The sequence below is a fragment of the Methylobacterium sp. Leaf465 genome, assembly GCF_001424705.1.
Classification (GTDB): domain Bacteria; phylum Pseudomonadota; class Alphaproteobacteria; order Rhizobiales; family Beijerinckiaceae; genus Methylobacterium.
The window spans coordinates 184,405-201,940 of record NZ_LMRA01000007.1 but is presented as its reverse complement, the minus strand read 5'-3'; the positions used below and the strand labels follow the sequence as shown (position 1 = coordinate 201,940).

The 17,536-nt window shown below is 72.2% G+C and carries 18 protein-coding genes; 8 read left to right on the top strand and 10 right to left on the bottom strand.

Translation table 11 applies throughout. From position 1 onward, the window contains the following. The first annotated feature begins 48 nt into the window (after window positions 1-48). Window positions 49-426: a response regulator gene (locus ASG51_RS07205; RefSeq protein ID WP_347379729.1), complete on the top strand. Its 378-nt coding sequence runs from the start codon at window positions 49-51 to the stop codon at window positions 424-426. A gap of 166 nt (window positions 427-592) precedes the next feature. On the opposite strand, the gene ASG51_RS07200 is transcribed toward ASG51_RS07205, so the two are convergent. The 3 genes from ASG51_RS07200 to ASG51_RS07190 are packed head-to-tail and all read right to left on the bottom strand — an operon-like array spanning window position 593 to window position 5,181. Beyond that, a complete protein-coding gene (locus ASG51_RS07200; RefSeq protein WP_056379924.1) occupies window positions 593-3,061 on the bottom strand; it encodes a branched-chain amino acid ABC transporter ATP-binding protein/permease in 2,469 nt (822 codons plus the stop codon). Window positions 3,062-3,065: 4 nt separating this feature from the next. Then, the gene (locus ASG51_RS07195) at window positions 3,066-3,935 is read right to left on the bottom strand and encodes a branched-chain amino acid ABC transporter permease (RefSeq protein ID WP_056213336.1); all 870 of its coding nucleotides are present in this window, start codon (window positions 3,933-3,935) and stop codon (window positions 3,066-3,068) included. Window positions 3,936-3,948: 13 nt separating this feature from the next. Continuing rightward, on the bottom strand, window positions 3,949-5,181 hold the full coding sequence (locus tag ASG51_RS07190) for an ABC transporter substrate-binding protein (RefSeq protein WP_056379922.1): 1,233 nt from the start codon (window positions 5,179-5,181) through the stop codon (window positions 3,949-3,951). Between the two features lie 190 nt (window positions 5,182-5,371). Between ASG51_RS07190 and ASG51_RS07185 the strand changes: the two genes are divergently transcribed. Next, complete coding sequence (locus ASG51_RS07185) at window positions 5,372-5,773, top strand: nuclear transport factor 2 family protein (RefSeq protein WP_056213332.1); 402 nt, start codon at window positions 5,372-5,374, stop codon at window positions 5,771-5,773. 113 nt (window positions 5,774-5,886) lie between these two features. On the opposite strand, the gene ASG51_RS07180 is transcribed toward ASG51_RS07185, so the two are convergent. After that, complete coding sequence (locus ASG51_RS07180) at window positions 5,887-6,600, bottom strand: GntR family transcriptional regulator (protein WP_056213328.1); 714 nt, start codon at window positions 6,598-6,600, stop codon at window positions 5,887-5,889. A gap of 123 nt (window positions 6,601-6,723) precedes the next feature. Beyond that, the gene (locus ASG51_RS07175) at window positions 6,724-7,692 is read right to left on the bottom strand and encodes a DMT family transporter (RefSeq protein WP_056277251.1); all 969 of its coding nucleotides are present in this window, start codon (window positions 7,690-7,692) and stop codon (window positions 6,724-6,726) included. A 142-nt stretch (window positions 7,693-7,834) separates the two neighbouring features. Here ASG51_RS07175 and ASG51_RS07170 point away from each other — a divergent pair, with 142 nt between their 5' ends. The 3 genes from ASG51_RS07170 (at window position 7,835) to ASG51_RS07160 (ending at window position 9,479) form a co-directional block, all read left to right on the top strand. After that, on the top strand, window positions 7,835-8,323 hold the full coding sequence (locus tag ASG51_RS07170) for an Lrp/AsnC family transcriptional regulator (RefSeq protein ID WP_056277320.1): 489 nt from the start codon (window positions 7,835-7,837) through the stop codon (window positions 8,321-8,323). Window positions 8,324-8,395: 72 nt separating this feature from the next. Then, window positions 8,396-8,563, top strand: coding sequence for a hypothetical protein (locus tag ASG51_RS23960; RefSeq protein ID WP_156389604.1), 168 nt, complete (start codon window positions 8,396-8,398; stop codon window positions 8,561-8,563). Between the two features lie 559 nt (window positions 8,564-9,122). Continuing rightward, window positions 9,123-9,479 carry a hypothetical protein gene (locus ASG51_RS07160; protein ID WP_056213320.1) on the top strand — a complete coding sequence of 119 codons (357 nt, stop codon included), beginning with the start codon at window positions 9,123-9,125 and terminating at the stop codon, window positions 9,477-9,479. Between the two features lie 15 nt (window positions 9,480-9,494). On the opposite strand, the gene ASG51_RS07155 is transcribed toward ASG51_RS07160, so the two are convergent. Beyond that, window positions 9,495-10,364: an NAD(P)-dependent oxidoreductase gene (locus ASG51_RS07155; RefSeq protein ID WP_056277316.1), complete on the bottom strand. Its 870-nt coding sequence runs from the start codon at window positions 10,362-10,364 to the stop codon at window positions 9,495-9,497. Between the two features lie 42 nt (window positions 10,365-10,406). Continuing rightward, window positions 10,407-11,426, bottom strand: coding sequence for an alpha/beta fold hydrolase (locus ASG51_RS07150; protein ID WP_056277245.1), 1,020 nt, complete (start codon window positions 11,424-11,426; stop codon window positions 10,407-10,409). 315 nt (window positions 11,427-11,741) lie between these two features. On the opposite strand from ASG51_RS07150, the gene ASG51_RS07145 reads away from it, so the two are divergent. The 3 genes from ASG51_RS07145 to ASG51_RS07135 all read left to right on the top strand — a co-directional run bounded on the left by ASG51_RS07145 (window position 11,742) and on the right by ASG51_RS07135 (window position 15,078). Continuing rightward, complete coding sequence (locus tag ASG51_RS07145; RefSeq protein WP_056379920.1) at window positions 11,742-13,070, top strand: MFS transporter; 1,329 nt, start codon at window positions 11,742-11,744, stop codon at window positions 13,068-13,070. A gap of 74 nt (window positions 13,071-13,144) precedes the next feature. Continuing rightward, on the top strand, window positions 13,145-13,957 hold the full coding sequence (locus ASG51_RS07140) for an SDR family oxidoreductase (RefSeq protein ID WP_056379918.1): 813 nt from the start codon (window positions 13,145-13,147) through the stop codon (window positions 13,955-13,957). A gap of 92 nt (window positions 13,958-14,049) precedes the next feature. Beyond that, a complete protein-coding gene (locus ASG51_RS07135) occupies window positions 14,050-15,078 on the top strand; it encodes a matrixin family metalloprotease (RefSeq protein ID WP_056349582.1) in 1,029 nt (342 codons plus the stop codon). Between the two features lie 53 nt (window positions 15,079-15,131). Here the strand turns inward: ASG51_RS07135 and phoB are convergent, their stop codons facing one another. From phoB to pstB, 3 genes are all read right to left on the bottom strand, one after another. Continuing rightward, window positions 15,132-15,836, bottom strand: a complete 705-nt coding sequence (gene phoB, locus ASG51_RS07130; RefSeq protein WP_056213308.1) for a phosphate regulon transcriptional regulator PhoB — start codon at window positions 15,834-15,836, stop codon at window positions 15,132-15,134. Between the two features lie 30 nt (window positions 15,837-15,866). Then, the gene (gene phoU, locus ASG51_RS07125) at window positions 15,867-16,592 is read right to left on the bottom strand and encodes a phosphate signaling complex protein PhoU (protein WP_056213306.1); all 726 of its coding nucleotides are present in this window, start codon (window positions 16,590-16,592) and stop codon (window positions 15,867-15,869) included. An 86-nt stretch (window positions 16,593-16,678) separates the two neighbouring features. Next, window positions 16,679-17,497, bottom strand: coding sequence for a phosphate ABC transporter ATP-binding protein PstB (gene pstB, locus ASG51_RS07120; RefSeq protein WP_056213304.1), 819 nt, complete (start codon window positions 17,495-17,497; stop codon window positions 16,679-16,681). Window positions 17,498-17,536: the final 39 nt, after the last annotated feature.

Sequence of the window (17,536 nt, the reverse complement as noted above, 5' to 3'; positions counted from 1 at the left end):
GGCTTGATGGACATGCCTCACCCCCCGAACGCGCCGTATGCCCTCGTCGTGGACGACGATTTCCTCGTTCGGATGGATGCGGAAACGATCTTGGAGGATGCCGGCTTCCACGCCCTGTCGGCAGCAAATGGCGTTGAAGCGATCAAGCTGCTTGAGGACCACGCAGACCTGATCGTGCTGCTGTTCACCGATGTGGAGATGCCGGGCGGCCCCGATGGCTTCGAGTTGGCACGAACGACCGCGAGGCGCTGGCCCGACATCTCGATCGTCGTTGCATCCGGCGGCGTCAAACCGGGGGTGGGGGATCTTCCCGAGGGGGCTGTCTTCCTGGGCAAGCCCTTCAGCGCTCAGATCGTTCACGACCACCTCGACATGATCCTGCCGGACGGTCAGAAACCCGAGCCTCTGAAAGCACGCAAGCGCTAGAAGCTTCGAATTTCCCCTTGGGATCGGACGCCGGCCCTCGCTTCTTCGAACGGAATGGAGCCCGGCCCGACGGGGCGCGGCCTCCGGCGTCGGCGCGCGTCGCCGGCCCCGTCACCACCGCCCCGGGGCGCGCTGGCCGCGGCCACCGGTCGGACCGGCCGCCCTGTCAGGCGGCGCCGAGATAGGCGGCCTCCAGGCCGGCATCGGCACTGAGTTCGGCGGCGGTGCCGGCGGTGACGACGCGGCCCTGCTCCAGCACGTAGCCGCGATCGGCCACCGTCAGGGCCAGGGCCGCCATCTGGTCGACGATCAGGATGGTGACGCCCTGGTCGCGCAGGTCCGCCACCACGGCGTAGAGGGCGTTGATCATCGCCGGGGCCAGGCCGAGGGAGGGCTCGTCGAGGAGCAGGATGCGCGGCTGCGCCATCATCCCGCGGGCGATCGCCAGCATCTGCTGCTCGCCCCCCGAGAGCAGGCCCGCCCGGCTCGTCGCCCGGTCGCGCAGGCGGGGAAAGCGGGTGAGCAGCGCCTCGATCTCGGCCGGGTCGATGGGCGCCTTGCGGCCATGGGCCCCGAGGCGGATGTTCTCGATCACGGTCAATTCGGGAAACACCTGCCGGCCCTCCGGCACCAGGGCGAGGCCGAGGCGGGCGATGGTGTGGGCGGGCAGCTGCGCGATGGCCCGGTCCTCCAGCACGATCCCGCCGGAGACCGGCCGGAGCAGGCCGGCGAGGGCCCGCAGGGTCGTCGACTTGCCGGCGCCGTTGGCGCCGAGCAGCGCCACGGTCTCGCCGGGGCGGACCTCGAGGGCGACGCGGTCGAGGACCGGGGCGGCGCCGTAGCCGGCGGTGAGGCCCTGGGTGGAGAGCACCGCGTCGGCCGGCGGCTTCCAGGCGACGGCGCGGGGCCGGGCCGGCGTGTCGGCCCCGCCCAGATAGGCGCGGATCACCGCCGGGTCGTGCCGGATCGCGGCCGGCGTCCCGTGGGCGATCGGACGCCCGGCATCCATGACCAGGATCGCGTCGGAGACGCCCATCACCAGGGGCATGTCGTGCTCGACCAGCACCACGGCGATGCCCTGCCCGGCGATCCGGCGCAGGAGACCGCCCAGGGCGTCGGTGTCGGCCCGGGTCAGGCCGGCGGCGGGCTCGTCGAGGAGGAGGATGCGCGGCCGGCCGGCGAGCGCCCGGGCGATCTCCACCAGGCGGCGGTCCACATGGGGCAGCTCCCCGGCGGGCCGGTCGAGGTCGCCCGCGTAGCCCACGAAGTCCAGCAGGGACGCGGCGGCAACGCGGTCGCCCTTGCCGGAGGGGCGCCAGAGGCGGCCCGGCTCGAAGGCCAGGGCGACGTTGTCGAGGACGCCGAGCGAGCCGAACAGGCGCGTGGTCTGGTAGGTGCGGGCGATGCCGGCCCGGGCGATGGCGTGGGCCGGGGCCCCGGCGAGGTCCCGGTCCCCTAAGCGGATCGCCCCGGCCTGCGGCCGGTAGAAGCCCGAGATCATGTTGAGCACCGTGGTCTTGCCGGCGCCGTTGGGGCCGATCAGGCTCGTCACCGCCCCGGCCTCGGCCCGGACCGAGACGCCCTCGGCCGCGCGGATGCCGCCGAAGCGGATGCCGATGCCCTCGACCACCAGGGGCTCGCCCCCGCGCTGCCCGATGAGCCGGGCGAAATCCAGCGCCGGCGGCCGGGCGCCGGTGCGGGGCCGCGGCAGCAGCCGGGCCGCGCTGCCGACGATCCCCGCGGGCACCAGCCAGAGCACCACCAGGGTGGCGAGGCCGAAGAACAGCAGCCGGTACTCGGCGAGCCCCGCCAGGGTCTCGGGCAGGAGCACGGTGACGAGGGCGCCGAAGAGCGGCCCGAGCACGGTGCCGGCCCCGCCGACCACCACGGAGAGCACGAACAGGATCGACTGCGAGAACGGGAACGAGCTCGGGGCGATGAACAGCATCAGGGGCGGCAGCACCGCCCCGGCGAGGCCCGTCAGCGCCGCCGAGATCGCGAAGGCGAGCGTCTTCACCCGCACCGGGTCGAAGCCCAGGGAGGCGGCCGCCACATCGGCGTCGCGCACCGCCCGCATCGCCCGGCCGAGGCGGCTGCGGGCGAGGCGATGGAAGCCGTAGAGGGCGAGGCCCGCGCCCAGCACGGCGAGGAGGGCCAGCTCGCGCTCGGCGAAGGGGGTGCCGAACAGGCTCGGCCCGGCGGTGACCACGAGGCCGTTCTGGCCGCCGGTGAGCGCCCCGCCCTCGATCAGGGCGTGCTCGATGATGAAGCCGAACGCGATGGTGACCATGGCGAGGTAGGGGCCCTTCACCCGCATGGCCGGCACCGCGAGCCCCGCTCCGACCAGGCCCGAGAGCAGGCCGGCCGCCGGCAGCGCGAGCCAGAAGCTCAGCCCGGCCCCGGTGAGGATCGCGCTGGCATAGGCGCCGATGGCGTAGAAGCCGGCATGGCCGAAGGAGATCAGCCCGGTCAGCCCGAGGAGGACGTTGAGCCCCGTTCCGGCGACCGTGGTCAGGGCCACCAGGGCGATGACGAAGTGGCTGTAGCCGCCGGTCAGCCCCACCAGGGCCAGCCCCGCCAGGGTCAGGGCCAGGATCGTGAGGGGCATCGCGGCGGGGGCGCGCAGGCGGTGCATCGGCTCAGACCTTGTTGATGGCGGCGCGGCCGAGGAGCCCGTCGGGGCGCAGCGCCAGGGCCAGGATGATCACCGAGAAGACCACGAGCTGGGTGTAGGTGGAGCCGAGGGTCGCGGTGACGCCGGCCTCGACGAGGCCGTAGAGCAGGCCCGCCAGCACCACGCCGGTGGCCGAGCCGATGCCGCCCAGGATCGCCACCGCGAAGGCCTTGATCCCGAACAGCGCCCCCATCTCGGCCGAGACCGAGAACAGCGGCGCGATGAGGAGGCCGGCGGCCCCGGCCAGCAGCGCCGAGAGCGCGAAGGCGCAGGCCACCGTGCGCCGGACGTCGATGCCCATCAGCCGCGCCGCGTCGGCGTTCTGCGCCACCGCCAGGAGCACCCGGCCGAGGTCGGTGCGCCGGAACAGGGTCCGGATCGCCACCGCCACCGAGAGGCCGACCACCGGGATGAGGAGCTGGAGCGGGTAGAGGCCGGTGCCGAGGATCTCCACCGGCGTCACCGCCAGGGACGAGGGCAGGCTGCGCGGCTCCTTGCCGAAGGTGAACAGCATCGCGTTGTCGAGGACGATGCCGCCCGCGACCGTGGCGAGGAGCCAGGCGTCCGAGCCCTTCTCGACGAAGGGCCGCACCAGCAGCCGCTCCACCGTGACCCCGAGGAGCGCGCAGCCCAGGAGCGCCCCGAGGATCGCCGCCGGCATCGGCCAGCCCAGCGTCACCGCCAGGGTGTAGCCCAGCACCGCCCCGAGGGTGACGGCGCTGCCCTGCGCGAAGTTCACCGTGCCCGAGACCGCGTAGGTGACGTGGAAGCCGAGCGCCACGAGCCCGTACATGCTGCCGAGGCCGAGGCCGGTGATGAGCGTTCCCGTGAGCATCGGCCCCGTCCCTTCAATTGGTAACGGCGACGATCTCGCCGTTCTGGAAGCGGGTGAAGACGTAGTCCTGCGGCCCAAGGGCGTCGTGCTGGCCCGGCGCGAAGGGCTTGTCGTAGGTCTTGATCAGGCCCGGATAGGTCGCGACCTTGTAGAAGCCGTCCCGCACCTCCGGTCCCTTGGTCGAGCCGGCGGCCTGGATCGCCAGGGCGAGCAGGTGGGTGGCGTCGTAGGCGTTGGCGATGCCCACCGCCGGGGTGACGTCGGCCATCGTCTTGATCGCCGGATACTTCGCCTTGAGGGCGTCGAGGACCGCGAGGGCCTTCGGGCTGGTGTTGCCCGCGAAGGTGAAGGTCTGGATGAAGTGGACTCTTGCCGCGCTCGGCCCGGCGAGCTCGTCGAAACGCCCGCCGGCCGGGCCCCAGTGCGAGACCACCGGCACGCTCCAGCCCATCCGGTCGAGGGACTTCACCACCTGGGCCGAGGGCCCGACATTGCCGACGAGGAACAGGGTGTCGGCGCCGGCCTCCCGCAGGCGGGTGAGCTGGGGCACCATGTCGAGGTCGGCGGCCTCGTACTTCTCGATGCCGGCGGCCGGCAGGTCGGCGGCCTTCAGCGCCGCGGTCAAGCCCTGCTGGTTCGACTCGCCCCAGGCGTTGTTGACCAGGATCATCCCGGGCTTCTTCGCGCGATGGGTCTTCACCGCGTAGGCGACCAGGGCCTCGTCCACCAGGGCGTCCACGGCCGAGACCCGGAAGGCGTAGTTGTCGGCCGCCCCGTTGCGGGTGATCCCGGTGCCGGCGGCCCAGGGCCCGAGGAAGGGCACCTTCATCTGGTTGGCGATGGGCACCAGCGCCATCGAGACCGGCGTGTCGAGGCCGCCGACCAGCGCCACCACGCCGACCCGCTGGATCAGCTCGCGGGCGGCGAGCACGCCCTTCGACGGGTTGGCCTCGTCGTCCCGCGCCACCAGCTCCAGGGGCCGCCCGAGCACGCCGCCGCGGGCGTTGACCTCGTCGATGGCGAGCCCGATGCCGCGGGAGATCGCCTCGCCGGATTTCGCCGACTGCCCGCTCAGCGCCGTGACGAGGCCGATCCGGATCGGCTCCGCGGCCCGGGCCGCGCCGGCGGCGGAGAGCCCGAGGACGAGGCAGGCGCCCAGAGCGCCGCAGGCCCCCAGGGCGAGGCGGCGGGTCAGGGGCGTCGATCGGCCGGACAGGGGTCGGCTGGACAGGGGTCGGCGGGGCATGGGGTCTCTCCGGCGGCTGCGTCTTGCCCCACCCCGCAACCCCCATGCCAGCCGCTTCGGCCTTGAATTTGCAAGGGGATTCTCGCCAGACCCCGCTCAGTGCCTGCGGATGCGCCAAAGTGCATACACTTGTTGCATGCACTTTGGCGGCGTTTGCGGCAGGGAGGGGCGTGTCCCCGGAGGCCCGACCATGACCGACACCACCGCCCGCGACGCGGCCAACGTCACCGCCTATCTCGAAGCCTCGATGGTGCCCGACCCCGAGCGGGCGGCGACCTACATGGCGCCGGGCATCACCATCGTGTTCACGGGCGGGCGCACCTTCGGGCATCCCCGCGAGGTCACGGCCTTCAATGCCGGGCGCTACGCCTGGGTGAAGAAGCGGATGGAGCGCCTCGATGTGGTGCCGGGGGACGGCGTCACCACGGTCTACAGCCTCGGGACCCTCTACGGCGCATGGCCGGACGGGACGCCGTTCGAGGGCAACCGCTACGTCGACCGCTTCACGGTGCGGGACGGCCTGATCGTGACCATGGAGGTCTGGAACGACAGCGCCGAGCGCCTCCTCAGCCGGCACGACCTGAACACCTGAAGCAGGCTGCGCGCGAGCGAAGCGGCGCCCGGATCGCCGAGCCGGCGCGGCGCTCGCGCGAAGCCCCGTTCCGCCAGGCCGAAGGGATCAGACGGATTCGACGCGAGGGGCGCTCAGCCGCCCACGGGCTCGATATAGGGGGCGAGCAGGCGGCCGAGGTCGCGCTCGCGCGGCGGGGCGGCGACGATGCGCGCCCGCTCGGCCACCGCGTCGAGGTGGTGGTCCATCAGCGCCACGGCCCGCGCGGGGTCGCCCGCGATCAGGGCGGCGGCGAGGGCGCGGTGCTCAGCGACCCCGCATTCGGCGGAATGCGGCCGGCTGTAGAGCGAGAGCACCAGGGCGCAGCGGTAGCCGAGCTCGGCCACGTAGCGCTCCAGCACCGGGCTGCCGGTCATCTGGGCGAGCAGCAGGTGGAACTCGGTGGCGAGGCGGATCGAGGCGCCGTCGGCCCCGCCCTGCGCCGCCTCCTCCCGGGCGATGTGCGCGTGGAGCGCCGCCTGCTGCGCGGGCGTCAGCTGCCCGGCGAGGCGCGCGACCACGAGGCGCTCCAGGCTGATGCGCACGTCGAAGGTGTCGCGCGCCTCCGCCCAGCTCGGAGTCGCCACCACGGCGATGCGGTTGCGCCGCAGTTCCACCAGCCCCTCCCCCGCCAGTTGCCCGAGGGCCTGGCGGGCGATGGTACGGCTGACGCCGAAGCGCTCGCCCAGCGCATCTTCGGGCAGGCGGTCGCCGGGCATGATCGCCCGCTCGACGATCGCCCGGCGCAGGGAGCGGCAGATCGAGCCCACCCGGTCTCGGCTCTCCACCCGCGTCTCGTCGTCCTGCATGTCGCGTCGATCCATCCCGTGCCCGTCGCGGCTCCGGAAGCACGAGTGGGACCAGATCCGGCCCCTGCCTCCGGCCGAGGGGCCGCGCGGGCGAGGGTCCGGGATGGACTCGACCGGTCCGGGTCAGGCGCGGCGCGCATCCTGCGCCGCTGTGACCAGGGCGGCGGCGAGACAGCCGAGGCCGACGAGCAGGGCAGGGCCGAGGCGCTCGCCCAGCAGCAGGGCGGAGGACAGGAGACCCACCGCCGGAACCCCGAGGGTGGCGTTCGCCATGGTGAAGCTGTCGATGCGCCGGCCGATCGTCGCGAAGATCACGAAGCAGAGCGACGTCGCCACAGGCCCGATGAAGACCAGGAGCCCGACGAGGCGTGGCGACCACGCGACGGCGAGCGGCCCCTCCACCGCGAAGGCGGCGACGGCGAGCGGGACCGCCGCCAGCAGCATCTGCCAGGGCGCGAGGTCGAGGGGATGCGCGCGCCAGCGGTGGCGGCGGACATGCAGGATGACCCCGGCCCAGCAGAGGGCGCAGACGAGCAGCAGGCCGTTGCCGAGGAGCACGTCGGGATCGGTCCAATCCATGCCCATCGGCGAGCAAACCACGGCGACGCCCACGAGGCCGAGCAGGATCGCGACGCCCTGCCGGCGCGACGGGCGCTCGCGCAGCACCAAGCCGGCGCCGAGCAGGACCCAGATCGGCGTCGTGTAGGCCAGCAGCGCCGCCCGGCCCGCATCGGTGTGGCGCATCGCGATCAGGCCGAGGGCCGTGAAGGCCATCATCTGCAGGAGCCCGACGCTGGCGAGCACCGGCCAGTCGGCCCGGGGCGGCCAGCGCAGGCGGCCGGCGAGGCCGAGGAGCCCGAACAGGACCGCCCCGGCGCTGGAAAAGCGCAGGGCCGCGAGCCAGAGGGGCGGCGCGGCGTCGAGGCAGAGCTTCATCGCCGGCCAGCTCAGGCCCCAGAGCAGCACCATCAGGCCGAGCCAGGCCCCCGTCGGAACCCGGATGCGGGGATGGGCCGGCGCCAAGGGTGGCGAGACCAAGGGTGGCGAGACCAAGGGTGGCGAGGCCAAGGGTGGGGAGAAGGAATTGACCATGAGGGGGTCCGCGGACAGATCGCGGACGAGGCCGCGGCCCAGGATGTTTATGTCCCGCTCGGCGGTATGTTCGTTCCGATTCTCCGGTTAGACCGGTACAATCGGCAAAAGATGCCGCATGCATCCGGTTTGGGGACAGATCATGCCGCCGCGGTCGATCATGCTGGATGACGCCTCCCTGCGCATCCTCGAACGCCTGCAACGGGACAGCGAGATCAGCGTCGCCGAGCTGGCGCAGGAGGTCGGGCTCTCGACCTCGCCGTGCTGGCGCCGGGTCAACGACCTGAAGGCCAGCGGCGTCATCCAGCGCTCCGTCGCGGTGGCCGATCCGATCGCCCTCGGGCTGCCGGTCAACGTCTTCGTCCACGTCACGCTGGAGAAACAGACCCAGACCGCGCTCACGGCCTTCGACGAGGCGGTGCGCCACCGTCCCGAGGTGATGGAGTGCTACCTGATGAGCGGCGAGGCCGATTACATGCTGCGCGTCGTGGTGGAGGATCTGGGCCAGTTCCAGAAGCTCGTGCTCGATTACCTCACCCGAATTCCCGGCGTCGCGAGCATCCGCTCCAGCTTCGCCCTGGGACAGGTGAAGTACACGACCGCCCTGCCCCTCGGCCATCTTCGGCGCTGAGGGGCCCTCTGGCTGCGAAGCCTGCTCACGGAGCATCCGGAGCTGCGCACCAGCGTCCTGCGCAACCGGTCCATGGGGCCCGCCATCGCCCCGATCCCGCAGGGCGCGGGCGCGCCGCAGGGGCATTCCGCGTTCGACGAGGCCTTCCGGATGTTCCAGAACGGACGCCTCGACGACGTGATCGGTCACGCCGACATCGCGGCCTCCTCCGCCCGGGCGCTGGGCGAGCCCCGGCCCTAGATCGGGTGGCCCATGACAGAGAATCCGGCCCCACGCTTCAGCCGGGTGTTGGGCGCGCGCACGCCCTGGGGGCGGGCCGTCATCGACCGGATCGACGCGATCCTGCCGGACGTCCGCGCGACGGAGGCGTTCCGGGAAATCGTCGAAGCGTGGTCCGCACTGGAGGACCGCGCCACGCTGCGGGCCGTCTCCGGTGCGTCCTTCCCGTCGAGCGCCTGGCCCGCACCGGTCTGCTCACCGGCCTCGACAACCGGTTGCGCCCCGACGGCGCGCTGGACGCCCCTGCCCGTCGTCGGCGCCCGGGCCTGTTCCTGCGGGATCGCGGCCCTCCGGGCGGGCGAGTCCGGCGACAGGCTCGTGACCCGGGCCGATGCCGCGCTCTCCCGCCGAAAGCACAGGGGCCGGACCCCGGTCACCCCGGACGGGGACGCGATTTTCGCCCGTGGCGCGGCTTGGGCCCCCGAGGCGTGGCGCGGTGCTGCGTCAGAGCGGGCGACGAACGGGCGAGGCCATGGCGCGTTGCCTCCCCACAGGTCCGCCCCCGGACACGGAGCCCCCCATGACCTTACGATCCGAAACACCCCCGTCCCCGGGCAACCTCGCGGTCGCGACGCCGCCCGAATCCGACCGGCCCACCACCGCCATGCTGAAGGCGGACATCGACAGCGGCCGGACCGGGGACAAGATCGCCCAGTACGACCCCGGCCTGTCGCAGCTTGGCACCGACGACGAGGCGGCCGGCAACGCCCCCTCGCATGCCCGCGTGGCGCTCGCCCGGAAGACCGAGGCCGCGCCGCCGAAGGCGCGGGAGGCCGCGAGGCCGGAGACCGGCGGCGGCTGGGTCATGCCGCTGTTCATCGGCCTCGCCGCCCTGGTGCCGGTGGTGGTCGGCGTGTCGCTCTTCGTCTTCCGCTGAAGGCGGAAACCGCCCTCAGGCCGTCCGGCCCCGCCGGCGGGCGACCTCGGCGAGGGCCGCGAGGTCCTTCTCGGCGTCGCCGTGGCCCATCGCCTCGATGAGGTTGTCGCGCAGCACGCTGGCGAAGGGCATCGGCACCCCGGCGGCCCCGGCCGCGGAGAGCGCCAGGCCGACATCCTTGGCGCCGAGCTTGAGGTTGAACCCCGGCGGCTCGTAGCGCCGGGCCGCGATGAGCGCGCCGTAGTTCTTGTAGACGGGGGAAGCGAACAGGGTGTTCGTCAGGAGGTCGAGGAGGTCGGCCCCCGTCACCCCGTGGCCCTCGGCCAGGGCGGACGCCTCGCCCATGGCCTCGATCGCCGCGATCAGCATGAAGTTGCCCGCAAGCTTCACCGCGTTGGCCCGGTGCGGCTCGGTCCCGAAGCCCCAGGTCCGGGCGCCCAGGGCGTCGAGGAGCGGCTGGGCCCGCGCAATCGCGTCCGGATCTCCGGCCGCCACGATGTTCAGGGCTCCGGCCTCGGCGACGTCCGGACGTCCGAAGACCGGAGCGGCGATGTAGGGCACGCCGGCGCGGGCGTGGATGGCGGCGAGCTCCTGCGCCAGGACCACCGAGATCGTGCTCATCGAGAGATGCAGGCCCGGGCGCCCGGGGCCGTCGAGGAGGCCGCCCTCCACGATCACCGCCCGCAGGGCCGCGTCGTCGGCCAGCATGGTGATGGCCGCATCCCCGGCGAAGGCCTCGGCGGCGCTCGCCACCGGGACCACCCCGTCGAGCCCGTCGGCCGCGCCGGCTGAGCGGTTCCAGACCCGGACCCTGTGCCCGGCCCGGACCAGGCTCGCCGCCATGCCGCGGCCCATCCGTCCGAGGCCGATCACGCCGACATCCATGCGCACGCTCATGTCGTCTCTCCCGTCGTGGTGGCCCGGCACTCAGTGGCCGTCGAGGAATTCGAGCGTCAGGCTGTTGAACTGGTCCGTCGCCTCCATGTGGACGAGGTGCCCGATGCCGGGCAGCACCACGGCGCGGCCGTTCGGCATCCGGCCGGCCAGCGTCCGCGCGTGCTCGGCATTGCGCCCCATCCCGGCCCGGAGGGCTTCCGGCGCGAAGGGCTTGCCGGGGGCGTTGTGGTCGTTCTCGCCCATGATGAAGAGGGTCGGGACCGGGAGCAGCGGGATCTCGTGCACCACCGGCTGCCCCCAGATCGCCTGGTAGGCATTGACGAAGGACTGCAGCCAGCGCGGATACTCGCCCGAGCCCTTCACCCGCTCGCGCAGCGACACGAAGGGTTCGATGGCGGAGGCCGGCAGCGACAGGGCGTAGTTCGTCATCAGCTGGCGGCGGTAGGACTCCGCCGTGGCGTCGCCCTCCAGGCGCAGCAGGGTGGCGTCGGAGACCGGCGGCACCGTGAACCGGTAATCCTCCAGGCCGATCGGCGCTTCGAGGACGAGGCTGTTGACCCGGGTCGGGGCATTGCGCGCGAGGCGCACCGCCAGCATCCCCCCCATGGAATGGGCCACCACGTCGACCCGCGCCAGGCCGAGGGAGTCGAGCAGCGCCACGGTGTCGGCCGCCATGGCGTCGAAGGTGTAGGGCCCCACGGGCTTGGCCGACTTGCCGAAGCCGAGCTGGTCCGGGGCCAGCACCCGGTAGCCCGCGCGGGTCAGGGCCTGGATCACCGGCTGCCAGTAGCTCGACGGGAAGTTGCGCCCGTGCAGCAGCAGGACGGTCCGGCCGTTGGCCTGTCCCTCCGCGGGCACGTCCATGTAGGCGAGGCGCTGGCGCTCGCCGTCGCGCATCCGCTCGAGATAGAAGACCGGGTACGGGTAGGCGAAGCCCTCCAGGGCGATGCCGAGGGGCGCCGTGTCGTTGGCGGTCGGCTGGGCGGCGGCGGGCGCCACGGACAGCAGGGCCGCCAGCAGCAGGGCGGAGAGTTTGAGGAGCGCGTCCATGTGGGGTCCCGGCAACGGCGCGCAATCCTACGCACTGGGCTGACATAGCGCAGGTTCCGCACCAGCGTCGCCCGATCCCGGTGACAAACGACACGCCGCGTTTCCCCGGCCCTTGCGGTTTCCGGCCCGGCGTCCCAGGGCTCGGCCATGACCACCGACGTTCCCGGCCCGGATCCGCGCGGCCGACCTTCCTCCCCGGACCGGACGACGTCCCGGGATCAGGATCCCTCCCAGGGTCAAGATCTCCCGCACCAGGATCTCTCGCCCCGGACACCGCCCGAGCCCGGACTGGACGGCATTCCGGTGCGCGAACGCATGCTGGCGCTCCTCGCGATCGGCCTCGCCATGACCATGGCGGTCCTCGACGGCGCCATCGTCAACGTCGCCCTGCCGGTGATGGCCAAGGACCTCGGGGTCGCGCCCTCCGCGGCGATCTTCGTGACCAACAGCTTCCAGATCGCGGTGACGGCCGCCCTGCTGCCCCTGGCCGCCCTGGGCGACATCCTGGGCTATCGCCGGATCTACCTCGCCGGTCTCGCCGTGTTCACGGCGGCGTCCGTCGCCTGCGCCTTCGCCCCCAGCTTCGAAGCCCTGGTGGCCGCGCGGATCGCGCAGGGGCTCGGGGCCGCCGGCATCATGAGCGTGAACACCGCCCTGGTGCGCTTCATCTACCCGCAGCGGATGATCGGGCGCGGCGTCGGCAACATCGCCCTGGTGGTGGCCATGGCCTCCGCCGCCGGTCCGACGGTGGCGGCCGCCATCCTGTCGGTGGCGAGCTGGCCCTGGCTGTTCCTGGTCAACCTGCCGGTGGGGCTGATCGCCCTGACGGTGGGGGCCCGCACCCTCCCGGTGACGCCCCGGAGCGGCGGGCGCTTCGACCTCCGCAGCGCCCTCCTCAACGCCGTGACCTTCGGGCTCCTCATCATCGGGGTCGACGGCCTCGGCGACCCGGCGACCCGCGGCGTGGCGCTGGCCGAGATCGGGGCGGCCCTGGCGATCGGCGCGGTGTTCGTCCGGACCCAGACCCGGCTGGCGCGCCCGCTCCTGCCCGTCGACCTCCTGCGGATTCCCGCCTTCGCCCTGTCGATGGCGAGCTCGGTCGCCTCCTTCGCGGCCCAGATGATGGCCTACGTCGCCCTGCCCTTCTACTTCCAGGACGTCCTGCACCTCTCCGAGACCCAGACCGGCTTCCTGATGACGCCGTGGCCCCTGGCCATCGCCCTGATGGCCCCGATCTCGGGGCGCCTCGCCGACCGCTACGCCCCGGGACTGCTCGGCGGCCTCGGCCTCGCCCTGATGGCCACCGGCCTGACGGCGACGGCCCTCCTCCCCGCGGGCGCGTCGCATCCCGACATCGCCTGGCGCCTGACCCTGTGCGGCCTCGGCTTCGGGTTGTTCCAGTCGCCCAACAACAAGGTCATCATCACCAGCGCCCCGCGGGACCGCAGCGGCGGGGCGAGCGGGATGCAGTCCACCGCCCGCCTCACCGGGCAATCCTTCGGCGCGGCCCTGGTGGCGGTGATCTTCGGCCTGCACCAGGGCGGCCCGCCGGCCGGGCCGGTGACCGCGACCCTGTGGTGCGCCGTCGCGCTGGCGAGCCTCGGGGCGGTGACCAGCGTCCTGCGGCGCCAGCCCCGCGCCTGACGCATCCGCCGCGATCGCACCAGGGCCCGACCTGTGCGTTGACCCGGATCAGTGCCTCTCCGAAGGACGATCCCATGAACCTCGACCTGTCCGGCAAGCGCGCCCTCGTCAGCGGCTCCACCAGCGGCATCGGCTACGCCATCGCCAAGGCCCTGGGCGAGCTCGGCGCCAACGTGGCGATCAACGGGCGGACGCAGGACCGCGTCCGCGACGCCGTCGACCGCCTGAAGCGCGAGACCGGCCGTGCCGGCTTCATCGGGGCGCCCGGGGACGTCGCCAGTCCGGACGGGGCGGCCCGCGTGGTCGCCGGCCTGCCGGACGTCGACATCCTGGTGAACAACACCGGCATCTTCGAGCCGAAGCCGTTCTTCGAGATCCCGGACGAGGACTGGCAGCGGTTCTTCGAGACCAACGTGATGAGCGGCGTGCGCCTGGCGCGGGCCTACACTCCCGGCATGGTCGCGCGCGGCTGGGGCCGGGTGGTCTTCATCTCCAGCGAATCCGGCGTGAACATCCCGGTGGAGATGGTCCATTACGGGATGACGAAGACCGCCCAGCTCGCCGTGGCCCGGGGGCTCGCCGAGACCGTGTCGGGCAGCGGCGTCACCGTGAACAGCGTGCTGCCGGGGCCGACCCTGTCCGAGGGGGTCGCCGATTTCATGAAGAGCATGGCGCAGGGGCAGGACGGCGGAACCGGGGGCGCCGTCGACCTCGACGCCGCCGGCCGCGCCTTCGTGGCCGAGCACCGCCCGACCTCGCTGATCGGCCGCCTCGCCACCGTCGAGGAGGTCGCCAGCATGGTCGCCTACATCTGCAGCCCGGCCGCCAGCGCCACCAGCGGGGCGGCGCTGCGCGTCGATGGCGGCGTGGTGCGCAGCATCGTGTGAGAACGTGCCGCCCCGACGCGTGGCGGCCGGTCCGGTAAGGATTTCGCAACCTCTGCCGCCGACCCTGGCCCGAACGCACGGGAGGGCGGTCGATGGGGGATTATGCGCTGGAAGGTCCGCGCTGGGGGACGGGCGCGGCAGGCACGGGCGGCGGCACCGTCACCTGGGCCGTCGATGGCACGATCCCCACCGGCTTCGTGAGCCTCCTCCAGGCCGCCTTCGCCACCTGGGCCGCCGCCGCCGACATCGCCTTCCAGCAGGTGGCCGCGACGGCCAACGCCCAGATCGACTTCACCCTCGGGGGGATCGACGGGCTCGGCAAGACCCTGGGCTACGCCACCTATTCCTACAGCGGCCAGCGCATGCAGTCCGCGGAGGTGACCTTCGACAGCGGCGAGGGCTGGCACGCCTCCGGCGCCCGCATCGTCGGCACCCAGAACGTGGATCTCTCCCTGGTGGCGCTGCACGAGATCGGCCACGCGCTCGGCCTCGACCATTACGACGCCAAGCCCGAGGTGATGAACGCCATCCTCGACAGGGGCATCACGACCCTGGCGGCCGGCGACATCGCCGGGATCCAGGCCCTGTACGGTGCGCCGCCCGCCCCGGTGGTGGCCGCGGCGGCACAGACGAGCCCGGTCGCCGGCACCGCCGTCACGGCGGTCTATCGGTTCTACGACACCCATACGGGGGATCACTTCTACACCACGAGCACGGCCGAGAAGGCGCAGATCGAAAAGACGCTGCCGTGGTTCACCTACGAGGGCACCCCGTGGGCGGCCCCGGCCCAGGGCGCCGACACGGTGGACGTGTTCCGGTTCTTCGACACGGCCTCGAACGCCCACTTCTTCACGACGAGCGTCGCCGAGCGGGACCAGGTCCTCAAGACGGCGCCGACCTACACGTACGAGGGCGTGGCCTTCGAGGCCTACGCGGATGCGGGCGCCCCCGGCGGCCTGACCCTGGAGCGCTTCTACAACACCCAGACCGGCCAGCATCACTTCGCCGGCAGTGCCGAGGAAGCCAACGGCATCAACCACGGCGCCGCCGGTCCGGGCTGGGTCGACGAGGGCAAGGCCTTCACCGTCCACCTGCCCACCGACGCGATGATTTTCGCCTAGGCGGCGGGCTCGGCTGTCCGCCTGACGGCTGGGCCGGCGCGCCTCGGGATCGGCTACTCGGCCTCGGCCTCGAACATCTCGTCGAAGGAGTAGCCCGAGCCGCGGACCGTGCGGATCGGGTCGCTCTGGCGCGGGCGGTTCAGGGCCTTGCGCAGGCGCCCGACATGGACGTCGACCGTGCGCTCGTCGATGTAGACGTCGTGGCCCCAGACGCCGTCGAGGAGCTGCTCGCGCGAGAACACCCGGCCGGGGCTCTGCATCAGGAATTCGAGGAGCTTGAACTCGGTCGGCCCGAGATGGATCTCGCGGCCTTCCCGGCGGATGCGGTGGCTGACCCGGTCGAGCTCAATGTCGCCGGCCACCAGCAGGTTGGCGACGTGGGCCGGCTTGGCCCGGCGCAGCAGGGCGCGGACCCGGGCGAGGAGCTCCGGCACCGAGAACGGCTTCACGATGTAGTCGTCGGCGCCCGTTCCGAGGCCCCGGATGCGGTCGCCCTCCTCGCCCCGCGCCGTGAGCATGATGACCGGCAGCCGCTCGGTCTCGCGCCGGGCGCGGATGCGGCGGCAGAGCTCGATCCCCGACAGGGCCGGCAGCATCCAGTCGAGCAGGACGAGGTCGGGCACCTGCTCCTGCAGGCGCAGGTCCGCCTCGTCGCCGCGGGCGGCCGAGTCGACGATGAACCCCTCGGCCTCGAGGTTGTAGCGGAGGAGGAGGGTCAGGGCCTCCTCGTCCTCGACGATCAGGATACGCGTACTCATCGTGCGCTTTCGATCAGAGCGGCACGGGGGTCAGGCCGCGCCGGGCATGTCCACGGTGGCGTAGTTGGACGCGTCGTTCTTCGGGCGCTCGCGCTCGGCCAGGAGATTCTCGCCGGTGACGAGGTAGTGGATCGTCTCGGCGATGTTGGTGGTGTGGTCGCCGATGCGCTCGATGTTCTTGGCCACGAACAGGAGATGCGTGCAGAACGAGATGTTGCGCGGGTCCTCCATCATGTAGGTCAGGAGCTCGCGGAACAGGGAATTGTAGAGGGCGTCGATGGCGTCGTCGCGCTCCCAGACGTCGAGGGCCGCCTTGGTGTCGCGGCTGGCATAGGCGTCGAGGACGTCCTTGAGCTGCTCCTGCACCAGGTCGCTCATGTGCTGGACGCCGATGACGATCTTCTGCGGCTGGATCTGGTCGGCGATCGCCACGACGCGCTTGGCGACGTTCTTGGCGAGGTCGCCGATGCGTTCGAGATCGTTCGACACGCGGATCGCCGTCACGGTCTCGCGCAGGTCGATGGCCAGGGGCTGGCGCCGGGCGATGAGCAGGATCGCCCGCTCCTCGATCTCGCGCTGGAGGGTGTCGAGGCGGGCGTCGGCGGCGATCACCGCCTGGGCCAGGGGCGCGTCCCGGCGCACCAGGGCCTCGCCGGCCTCGGTCATCATCTTCTCGGCGATGCCGCCCATCTCGGAGATCGAGCGGCGCAGGTCCTCGAGGTCCGTATCGTAGGATTTGACGATGTGGTCGGGCATGGGGTTCGCTCCTCGATCGGGCCCGCCTGTCCGGGGCCCGCCCTGGCGGTGATGGGGGACGCGGGCCGAGACCGGCCGGCGGAGGATCAGCCGAAGCGGCCGGTGATGTAGTCCTGCGTCTGGCGCTTCTCCGGATTCATGAAGATGCGCGTGGTGGGCCCGAACTCCACCAGTTCGCCGAGATACATGAAGGCGGTGAACTGCGAGATGCGCGCCGCCTGCTGCATGTTGTGCGTGACGATGACGATGGTGAATTCCGAACGCAGCTGCTCGATCAGCTCCTCGATGCGGCCCGTCGAGATCGGGTCGAGGGCCGAGGTCGGCTCGTCGAACAGGATCACCTCGGGGCGCTGGGCCACCGTGCGGGCGATGCAGAGGCGCTGCTGCTGGCCGCCCGAGAGGCCCATGCCGGATTGCTTGAGCTTGTCCTTCACCTCGTCCCAGAGGGCGGCCTTGCGCAGGGATTCCTCGACGCGCATGTCGAGGTCGGCCTTGGGCAGCTTCTCGTAGAGGCGCAGGCCGAAGGCGACGTTGTCGTAGATCGACATCGGGAACGGGGTCGGCTTCTGGAACACCATGCCGATGCGCGAGCGCAGCTCGTTCAGGTCGACCCCGGAATCCAGGACGTTCTGGCCGTCGAGGAGGATCTCCCCTTCCGCGCGCTGGTCCGGATACAGGCTGTAGATCCGGTTGAAGGTGCGCAACAGGGTGGACTTCCCGCAGCCCGACGGGCCGATCAGCGCCGTGACCTGGCGGTCGTGGAAGTTGAGGTTGACCGACTTCAGGCCGTGGAAGCTGCCGTAGTAGAAGTTCAGGTCCTTGACGGCGATGCGGACCGGTGAGGACTCGTCGGCCTTGTGGCGTCCGGTGAGCTGCGCGGACGTGATCCCGGGGGCGGCGTTCATCGGTTCAAGATCCTATCGGGCGAAGCGGCGGGGACAGGC

What these genes read in the sequence shown, in the direction of transcription:
- ASG51_RS07200 (WP_056379924.1), bottom strand. Translation starts at nt 3,061, where the DNA reads ATGCACCGCCTGCGCGCCCCCGCCGCGATGCCCCTCACGATCCTGGCC.
- ASG51_RS07195 (WP_056213336.1), bottom strand. Translation starts at nt 3,935, where the DNA reads ATGCTCACGGGAACGCTCATCACCGGCCTCGGCCTCGGCAGCATGTAC.
- ASG51_RS07190 (WP_056379922.1), bottom strand. Translation starts at nt 5,181, where the DNA reads ATGCCCCGCCGACCCCTGTCCAGCCGACCCCTGTCCGGCCGATCGACG.
- ASG51_RS07185 (WP_056213332.1), top strand. Translation starts at nt 5,372, where the DNA reads ATGACCGACACCACCGCCCGCGACGCGGCCAACGTCACCGCCTATCTC.
- ASG51_RS07180 (WP_056213328.1), bottom strand. Translation starts at nt 6,600, where the DNA reads ATGCAGGACGACGAGACGCGGGTGGAGAGCCGAGACCGGGTGGGCTCG.
- ASG51_RS07175 (WP_056277251.1), bottom strand. Translation starts at nt 7,692, where the DNA reads ATGGTCAATTCCTTCTCCCCACCCTTGGCCTCGCCACCCTTGGTCTCG.
- ASG51_RS07170 (WP_056277320.1), top strand. Translation starts at nt 7,835, where the DNA reads ATGCCGCCGCGGTCGATCATGCTGGATGACGCCTCCCTGCGCATCCTC.
- ASG51_RS23960 (WP_156389604.1), top strand. Translation starts at nt 8,396, where the DNA reads ATGGGGCCCGCCATCGCCCCGATCCCGCAGGGCGCGGGCGCGCCGCAG.
- ASG51_RS07160 (WP_056213320.1), top strand. Translation starts at nt 9,123, where the DNA reads ATGACCTTACGATCCGAAACACCCCCGTCCCCGGGCAACCTCGCGGTC.
- ASG51_RS07155 (WP_056277316.1), bottom strand. Translation starts at nt 10,364, where the DNA reads ATGGATGTCGGCGTGATCGGCCTCGGACGGATGGGCCGCGGCATGGCG.
- ASG51_RS07150 (WP_056277245.1), bottom strand. Translation starts at nt 11,426, where the DNA reads ATGGACGCGCTCCTCAAACTCTCCGCCCTGCTGCTGGCGGCCCTGCTG.
- ASG51_RS07145 (WP_056379920.1), top strand. Translation starts at nt 11,742, where the DNA reads ATGCTGGCGCTCCTCGCGATCGGCCTCGCCATGACCATGGCGGTCCTC.
- ASG51_RS07140 (WP_056379918.1), top strand. Translation starts at nt 13,145, where the DNA reads ATGAACCTCGACCTGTCCGGCAAGCGCGCCCTCGTCAGCGGCTCCACC.
- ASG51_RS07135 (WP_056349582.1), top strand. Translation starts at nt 14,050, where the DNA reads ATGGGGGATTATGCGCTGGAAGGTCCGCGCTGGGGGACGGGCGCGGCA.
- phoB (WP_056213308.1), bottom strand. Translation starts at nt 15,836, where the DNA reads ATGAGTACGCGTATCCTGATCGTCGAGGACGAGGAGGCCCTGACCCTC.
- phoU (WP_056213306.1), bottom strand. Translation starts at nt 16,592, where the DNA reads ATGCCCGACCACATCGTCAAATCCTACGATACGGACCTCGAGGACCTG.
- pstB (WP_056213304.1), bottom strand. Translation starts at nt 17,497, where the DNA reads ATGAACGCCGCCCCCGGGATCACGTCCGCGCAGCTCACCGGACGCCAC.